Source organism: Shewanella sp. BJSY2023SW001, assembly GCF_047314685.1.
Classification (GTDB): Bacteria; Pseudomonadota; Gammaproteobacteria; order Enterobacterales; family Shewanellaceae; genus Shewanella; species Shewanella indica.
Genome location: NZ_JBKORF010000070.1, coordinates 1 through 8,369 on the forward strand (window position 1 = coordinate 1; position 8,369 = coordinate 8,369).

Genomic DNA, 8,369 nt, shown 5'->3' on the forward strand with positions numbered 1-8,369 from the left:
ACACCGAGGGGGTATTGGTGTAATTCTGTGAGAACTAACTTGTTTGAAGCTACCTATATGCCCACAGAAATACGCCCATATTCCAGGCACAGGCGGAACTGTGACCGTCGAAAACAGGGACGTTTTCGTCGAGGCTACATGGACGTATTCACGCCGTGTCACAGGATCGCCTGTGCGAAAGGCGCACCGCAGGTGATGGACTACATCGTGGCCGGAAGCTCGGCCAGTACTAACTTAGGAACTTTTAGCTGGAAGCTATGATAGCCGCTGTGCCAGCGGCTTAAAGTCGTGTCGCTTTGGGTTTCAAACCCAGTCAATTCTGCTTCAAAAACAACCCAAATCAAGGTTTTGTTGCCTTTGTCAAAAAAGTGACCTTTGGCTAATTGTTTTCAAATTCAGTACTGGGTATTGTATAACCAATTCAAACGCTTAGCTTTAGCTCTTTCTTAAGCTTAAGGCCAGAAGCAGCACTTTTCCGTTTTCAACGGAATACAGGGACGAACAGAGTTTGGACCCGTGCGGTAGCCATGGCTTTACTTAACGTTTTTTGTAGGGCTTGGGTTGTAGGGCCCGGGTTGTAGCGTTTGCGGCGCTCATGACAAGCACCTCAGAACTGATTTTTATACAGTATTATTGACGTTCCGGGCAAAATGCCGGGAATTTGCAGCTAAGCTTGCGTGTTATTTCTGTAACATTTTAGAAAATTTTATTAAATTCATAACTTTAAAATATACAGCTAGTAGATAATAGGTTTGGAAACCGCGCATGCGCGTTTAGCTGCAAGGGATATTAAGACTAAACTCTATTATATCCAGCGAATACAAACAGATAGCAATGCACGTTTACACTCCTCCGAGGACTAAAACGCGCATGCGCACTATACAGCTGTTATACGATGTCGATCGTCTGATATCTACTCACCGCTCAGAAAGTTTGATGTTTGATACGTAGCGTAAGACCTAGGCGAAAGAAAAAACAGAATAGGTCTCAGAATTGGCATAGTACTAACGAGTAGATTTTTTAATATTTTTACCGTTGACTCGGATGTGTTGGATAACTGTTTATTATGGAAGTTGAACTATGGGAAGGCGGCTTACAGTCGCAAGAAATCAAAGCGATTGAGGCGATTCAGAAGGCCTTTTCGACCAAGCCTATTGCTAACCAATCGAAACCTGCCAAGAGTGGTTCTCTTCAAGATCAGCTACGAAGCATCGGAGCTAGCTTAATGTTCCCGTGGAAAGGCTACGCGGGATTTAGGTTTGTTGATGCTAAAGGCAATGAAGGCGAGTTCGATCTGGTTATTGTGACTCATTGTCATGTACTGATTATCGAGCTTAAGGACTGGAATAACGGCGAAGTCATATCTCGTGGAGGCAAGTGGTACAAAAATGACATCGATATGGGGCGATCTCCAGTCTCCGTAACACAGAAGAAAGTCTATTTGCTCAAAAACAAACTAGACCGTATCAGTCATCAACTTAAAAACTATGGCAGGACTCCCTTTATCCATCACCTTGTTGTGATGACGGGCAATGCCGGCTTTTCAAAGATCACTGATCAAGAAAAGATCCATACTTTAAGTCTCAAACAATTCCTCAAACTCGCTGACGAGAAAAAGTACAACGCGCACTTCAACGTTCGCCAGAGCACCAAAACATGCCTGCACCAAGATATAGCTGTTTTTGATCGGCTGTTTATTGGTGACAACACCAAGCCTAAGCAAGTCCGTATAGCTGGTTACAAGGCTACCGACCTTATCTTCAAGCACCCCAAAGAGGTCTACCAAGAGTTTCAAGCGGTATCTGAGATCTCGAATGGCGATGAAGCATTACTACGATTGTGGAATTTCGACAAGCTCGAGGGCACCAAGGCAAAAACTGCCGACGGTCGATTTGATATCGTTTCGCGTGAACAGGAAGTGCTTCAGTTTATCAAGACCCACAACTATGACCTCTATAAACACTGCCTTCGCTCCCTGACTAGTGTTCAGAAGGATGAGGTGACAACCGAATACTCTGAAGTCTACGAACTACCGCCGAATCACGTACGGTTTAACGAGTTTATCGGTCGATATGGGCCAGCGTTTTCGGATCGAGACCGAGTAAATTTGATGAAGCTTTTGGTCGCCAAATTTGCCGACCTTCATCAGGTCAAGGTTGCCCACCGAGATCTCGGTGACCACAGTATCTGGATTTCGCCGAGCAAGGAGGTTGCACTATCCAACTTCATTTCCGCCTATCACAAACCAGCTGGCACAGTGGGCGATTATCGGCAGCTGCTCTCGGTCAACGATGTGTGTGTGGCGACAGTTCAAGACTCTAAGCTCACACCATTCGAAGCAGATGTTTATGCCCTAGGCATGCTGTCTTGGCACATTCTTATGTCTCAACGCATCTCGAAAAAGAGCATTGAGGGCATCACCGATGCCTTGGAGGCTAGCGACAGTGTTTATGCCCCCGTGTTGCTGAACGCACTGCAGGGTGGCTGCTTTTCAGATGCGACGGCGCTTTTGGATGCGCTGATTGATGCCGAACCTGCGAACGATACTGAAACAGCTTTTGATCAGTCTGAACTTGATCCCTACAGGAAGTCGATTAACCACTCTCGGCAGTTCAGGGAGGACGATGACTTTTTAGTTGAGACAGAAGAACGGGAAGTTTATTTCTCCAACGGACAGGTCGTTAAAGCATGGCTCAACATAGGCCTTGCTGAGGAAAATGCGGCGATTGGCTATAAGCTGCTTCACTTTTTGAAACGCGTTGAAAAACTCCAAACGTTATCGCCTTCATACATCCCTTGCATAAGGGATTTCGGCCTGGCGACCAAGTCGTCCAGCCTGTACTTGGTGATGGACAAAGCGGAGGGTTGCCATTGGGATGAGCTAGAGATATGCGAGGAAGAGAAGCTTTCTGTCATTAAGCAACTAATCGATTCCGTAGAGCATTTGCATACTCTGCACATCCCTCACGGCGACCTACACCCTGGAAACGTCATCATAGGAAAGGAAGGTGACGGTTATGTGCTTTCGTTAATCGACATCCCTGATTACTGTATTGAGTCGGCTGAAGCGCTCAATCATCAGTACAGCCCCGACAATATTGATACCTGCACTGCATTTGAAAGAGACAACTATGCGGTGATGAAAATGGCCTGCGAACTTTTAGGCGTATCGTGGGGCAGTGCTTCGGACGACTTCAAAGAGGTTGCAGCTGCCGTCAAGCAGGAGATCGAAGACCCCCTCTATGGATTCAAGGATCTTTCTCGATTTAAGTCAGCCATAGAGGCACCGGAAAGTGACGTTATAGAGCCTGTCAGGATCAAGCTGAAGGGTGATTTCCAGCCCCTAACTATCTATCCCGATAACGGTCATCTCTATGTTCAAATTGAGCCCAGCAGAAAAGATCCGTCAGATGCTCGCGTCAGAGTGCTCGGAATTGGGGGCAACGTTGACCTTATTTTTAGCACCAGGGATCAGGCCTTTGTTGTTGGGTTTGAGCCTAGAGCTAGGTCATCGATTCGTAAGTCCGATGCGGACAACAGCCAACTGGAGTTGGATTTCCCTATAGTCATTGAGTCCGGCGGTGGGTACGACCTGTCTGAACTCTCGAGGAGACTTGAAGGTAACGAGGCATTTTCTCTCGCGTTAGAGCTTGCCCTTAAGGAAGCAGGGCCTGAATCCATTGCATCGGATGAGCTGACGCTCGAGCTTAAGAAGGCGTTTGAGCAAATTGATCAAACTGCTTCTGAGGTGGCCGAACCTGAGTTAAAAATAGCCACTGCAAATCTCTGGAAGGCAATTCTGGAAACTGAAACGGAGTCATACCCTTACATTGAAGTTTCGGGTAGCCCGAGAGAGGTCAAAGATTCTAAAGATCAGCTGATTATGCCGTATCAGGGGGATATTGATGCTTTAGGGCAATTCAAGAAAACGGATGTCATCGAAGCACTGGTGATCGACGGAGAAAAAGAAGTGTCTCTTGGAGAGGTTGTTTTGAAGCAATCGGCTCTAAATGAGGTCCGTTTGACCAAGCTGCGCGTTAAAGCCAGGTCTATTTCGGACGGGGAGTTGGTCTTCTTCAGAACCAAACAGGACCGCGCCTCATACGAGAAGAGAAAGGCTGCATTGAAGTGCTTGCTCGATAAAGAGGGGGTAATTCGTGATCTCGTTACTTACTTCGATCCGGCCTGTTCATTACCAGCAACAATCTACGACCTCGAAGTGACTGATGAGGATTTTGCTAGGTATGACCGCTCTGATGATCAAGGGAATAAAATTAGTCTCAATCGGCAGCAGCGGAACGCATTTCAGAAGTTAATAAACAACGGTCCACTTTCTCTCTTGCAGGGACCTCCTGGTACGGGGAAGACCGAGTTCATAGCAGCCTTTGTGCACTACCTGATCGAGAAACAGCAGGTACAACGTGTGTTGCTGGTTAGCCAGTCCCATGAAGCGGTGAACACAGCTGCGGAGAGAATCCGTAACCACTGTGCACGCTTGAAGACACCGCTCGATGTTGTTCGTTTTAGTAACCGAGAAGGAGCTGTTTCCACGGGACTAAAGGACGTTTACGCGAGTTCAATTGTTTCCGAAAAGCGGGAGCTGTTTCGGGCGGAAGCTCGACATCGAGCAGCTGCATTGGGCCGGGCATTGGGTTTGGAGCCTGCTTATCTAGCTGATTTGGTGAGCGCAGAGCTGAAGCTGTTTAGACAGATCGATCACTTCAACTCCTCTATGAAGTCATTGGCTGACCCAGCACTGGAAAAGGAAGACGAGCAGCAGCTGAAAAAATCGTTACTCGAGCTTAACGAGTCGATCCGTTCAACGATGCGTGAGGACTTTGAGCTTCTCCTGAGCGCGGATGAGAGTCTCGAATCAGCAAAACAACGTGTGATCGATAAGCTCGACAGTGACTATGCTGTGCGGCCAGACGAGTCTTTACGGGCTAGAGCGTTGGCTAAGCTTTCCAGAGATATGTTGGATGTCTTGGAAACTGATGAAGTTAACTACGATGAGTTTTTTGCGCGCTCTCGCCAACTCGTTACCGGGACATGTGTTGGTATTGGGCAACGTCACATTGGCATCCGTGATAACCAGTACGATTGGGTCATCATCGATGAGGCCGCACGATCCATTGCAAGCGAGCTCGCAATCGCTATGCAGGCTGGCAAGAGAGTCCTACTTGTGGGCGATCATCAGCAGCTACCTCCGCTCTATACGACCCCACACAAGCGTGCACTCGCACGGCGATTAGGGGTTTCCTCGGCTGAAAATGACCTGGATCTGTTGCTCCAAAGTGACTTCGCTCGCGCCTTTGAGTCGGAGTATGGGGATCAAGTAGGAGCTACGCTGTTAACCCAATACCGTATGGCTCCTGAGATTGGAAACCTTGTATCTAGCGCTTTCTACGATGGAAAACTCGGGAATGGAAATCGCTCGATTCCTGATATCTACAACGGTTTGCCAGAAGCTCTTCAGTCCCCCGTCACCTGGCTGGATACATCGGCTCTGGGGAACAGAGCACACCATCAAGACGATAAGGGTGTAAGTATCTACAACAGATGCGAAGCAGACCTAATCATCAATTTGCTGAAGCAAGTGGCAGAAGATATGGGTTTCCTCTACGAGCTCAAAGGTTCGGTAAAAGAGGAAGAGCCCGCGATTGGGGTGATCTGCATGTACGGCGAACAAAAACGGCTGTTAAGGCAAAAATTCAAAGAGGTTAAATGGGATGAGGACTTCAAGTCACTTGTGAAGATAGACACGGTTGATAGTTATCAAGGCAAAGAAAACAGGATCATTATCTTGTCGCTGACTCGATCAGACAAACGCCAAAGCCCAGGGTTTTTGAGGGCTCCCAATCGGATTAACGTCGCTCTTTCTAGGGCGATGGACAGACTGCTAATCGTTGGGTCGGTGCAGATGTGGCGTGCAAACAACAAGCATCTACCGCTTGGTCGTGTTGCTAGTTTCATGGAAGAGCAAGGCAGGGAAGCTGGTTATCGTTTTGTAGATGCTCAACTGGCCAATGGACGGGGAGGTTGCGGCAAATGAACAAGAAAGTAAATATTGCATACCATGAAGTGGACTTTCTGCTCCCAGCCCATCGATTTGATATCCGCTTTTCCTATGTAACCAAGAAGGGACTGCCGTTTGTTCGAGAGTTTGTTCTCAGATTGGTACATATCTCACCTATGAGACCGGTCGATATCGCCACTTACTTCGGTTTGTCACGAAGGGAGGTCGATGAGGCCATCACAGACCTTGTTGAAAAGGGTGATCTCGAGTTTTCGGAAAAAGGTCAGATCGAGTTAACACCGAAATCACGGGGGTACTTCGTTAGTTTGGGATCAACACCTTTGGTTTCGTCCCTAATGGAAAGTGGTGGCGTGTTCGCTTTCGAATTGGCCAGTTTCAACTGCGTCGGTAGAAAACGAACCTATGAAAAGCGTGCCCCTGGTCTGTGGCTGGATGTGCCGAATGAGACGGTCGCCAACAGTGAACGGATAGTCAAGAAAAAGTTTCAGGAGAAGTTCCACAAGATCCAGGAGCAAGGCTTTTGGGAGCACAAGCCCTATGAGGGCGATTCCGGACGACCCAGTATCTATACAATGGAATCTGTGCGGAAGTTGGGCCAAGAGCCATTGCGCCTGACAAGTTATTTATCCATTGATCCTGAAGGCGTTCCAGTTGAACGAGACGACTTTGAGGCTTTGGACGATTCGTCTGTTGTACAGGAACTGGTGACTGATGCGCTAGCTTCTGCACGTAAGCCAGTAAACTTCAAACAAGTTGCTCAGGCGATGGTGACGCTGGAGGATCAAGAAACAAGAACATTGTTCAACGATCACTCGGTGGACATCGCGAAACTATTAGCTGCACAGCAGTCCGGAAAGATAAATGACGGTGAGTGGATTCCATTTTTAGGTCCACTCTATTCGAAAGCTAACTGGGAGCTAATTTCCGAATATTTCGAGATGCAGTTAGCAGAGATCAAGAAGGCAAAAGGTGAGCCTTCTGATCTGTTGTGGATTGCGCCATCTGATGGATTCTGGGGGCAAAGCCTACGCACGTCTTCGTGCTTCAGTGAGTTGGTTGATAGATCGACCACTAAAGGCAAAAAGCCTACTAAACTCTGCAACCCGAAACTATATCTACCTGTGCAGGATGCCACGGACCGAAGAGCTATTAGTCGCTGGAAACAGGAGTTTTCCCACTACGAAAAGGAAGTTCATGGGCTCGTTGAAGGATTTTTGGATGGAAATGTTGAAGTATTGATTTTACCGGGCTACTTGGCCGTAGTTTGCTATCACATTTCTTGGCCAGAGAGGTTGCCTGCCAGCTTCCCGGTTGGTTTCATAACAACTGACAGGAATCGTGTTAGTTTGGTTGACAAACTGGTTAAAGAATATGTTGGCGGGATGATTGCCTTTGAAACCCCTAGAGACTTAGGGGAAATCAAGAAAATATAGATCATTTGATGTTTTATTAATTTCATATTTTTCTTCTTAGTTTGTCTGTAGGCGGAGTAAATAGTCGTATAACAAGTGGCTGTAGCATCGGCCGCAAAAAACGCGGCCTGGACGCTCACTTCGTTCGCGCGGCTTAGCCCAGGCGTTGATATGATTCCCTTTGTCAAATAGGTAAAAGTGTCCTTACCGGAGACCCAAAAATCTCCGGTAAGGACACTCTGACAGTCGGACTTTGGCGAGTAAGTGTCGGCGGTTGACCTTGCTGATATCCGCGAGTTTGGTTATTCGCATTACTTGTGTTCGCCGCAGGAGCCTTGCCTCAGTCTAGGAGCGCGGATGTGACCGCTTAACGCCCTCGAGGATTGCTCGCACCGCTGCCGCCGTCCGGCGCTGCCAGAGTGATTTTTAAATGTAATTCAGTACGCTTGTTGTGGCATATCGGCATCAAAACCTTGGGCTAAATCCCAAATGTAGCCTGTCAGTTCGCGAGCCACAGCGGTAACGACTTTATTGTATTCTTTGCCTCTTGCTTTTAAAGCATGAAAGCGTCGACATAGGCGCTGCTGGATTTCCCATGAGCGAGTTTGCAGTTTGATAGAGTGCTCTTGTTGGCGACTTTCCAATTCCCTCGAGACCCGAGCGGGGAAACGATAGGCCCAGGCCGATTCAATAAGGATGCGTCTGGCGTGGCTATTGCCGCACTTAGTGATGCCGCCACGCCGTTCCCGCTGACCACTGGAGTGTTCGCTGGGTGTCAAACCGACAAAGTTCATCAGTGAACGCGGAGAAGCAAAGCGTCTGAGGTCACCCAGTTCCGCCAATAGGGTCATAGCGGATAAGAAACGTACTCCACGCAGTACCGTCAGACGTTGCACCAGTGGGTACCAACGCCAGCTTTC

General features: G+C 48.0%; 3 protein-coding genes. 2 read left to right on the forward strand and 1 reads right to left on the reverse strand.

Translation table 11 applies throughout. The features are described 5' to 3' along the window. Positions 1–1,066: 1,066 nt before the first annotated feature. Both ACMHXH_RS16025 and ACMHXH_RS16030 read left to right on the forward strand, forming a co-directional pair. Entirely contained in the window at positions 1,067–6,052 is a 4,986-nt protein-coding gene (locus ACMHXH_RS16025; protein WP_335912612.1) for an AAA domain-containing protein, read from the forward strand. Further along, on the forward strand, positions 6,049–7,470 hold the full coding sequence (locus ACMHXH_RS16030) for a hypothetical protein (RefSeq protein ID WP_335912613.1): 1,422 nt from the start codon (positions 6,049–6,051) through the stop codon (positions 7,468–7,470). Before ACMHXH_RS16025 ends, ACMHXH_RS16030 begins: the two co-directional genes overlap by 4 nt. Positions 7,471–7,886: 416 nt before the next feature. On the opposite strand, the gene ACMHXH_RS16035 is transcribed toward ACMHXH_RS16030, so the two are convergent. After that, positions 7,887–8,369: transposase (locus ACMHXH_RS16035; protein ID WP_412514248.1), on the reverse strand; the 483-nt coding region annotated here is incomplete at its 5' end.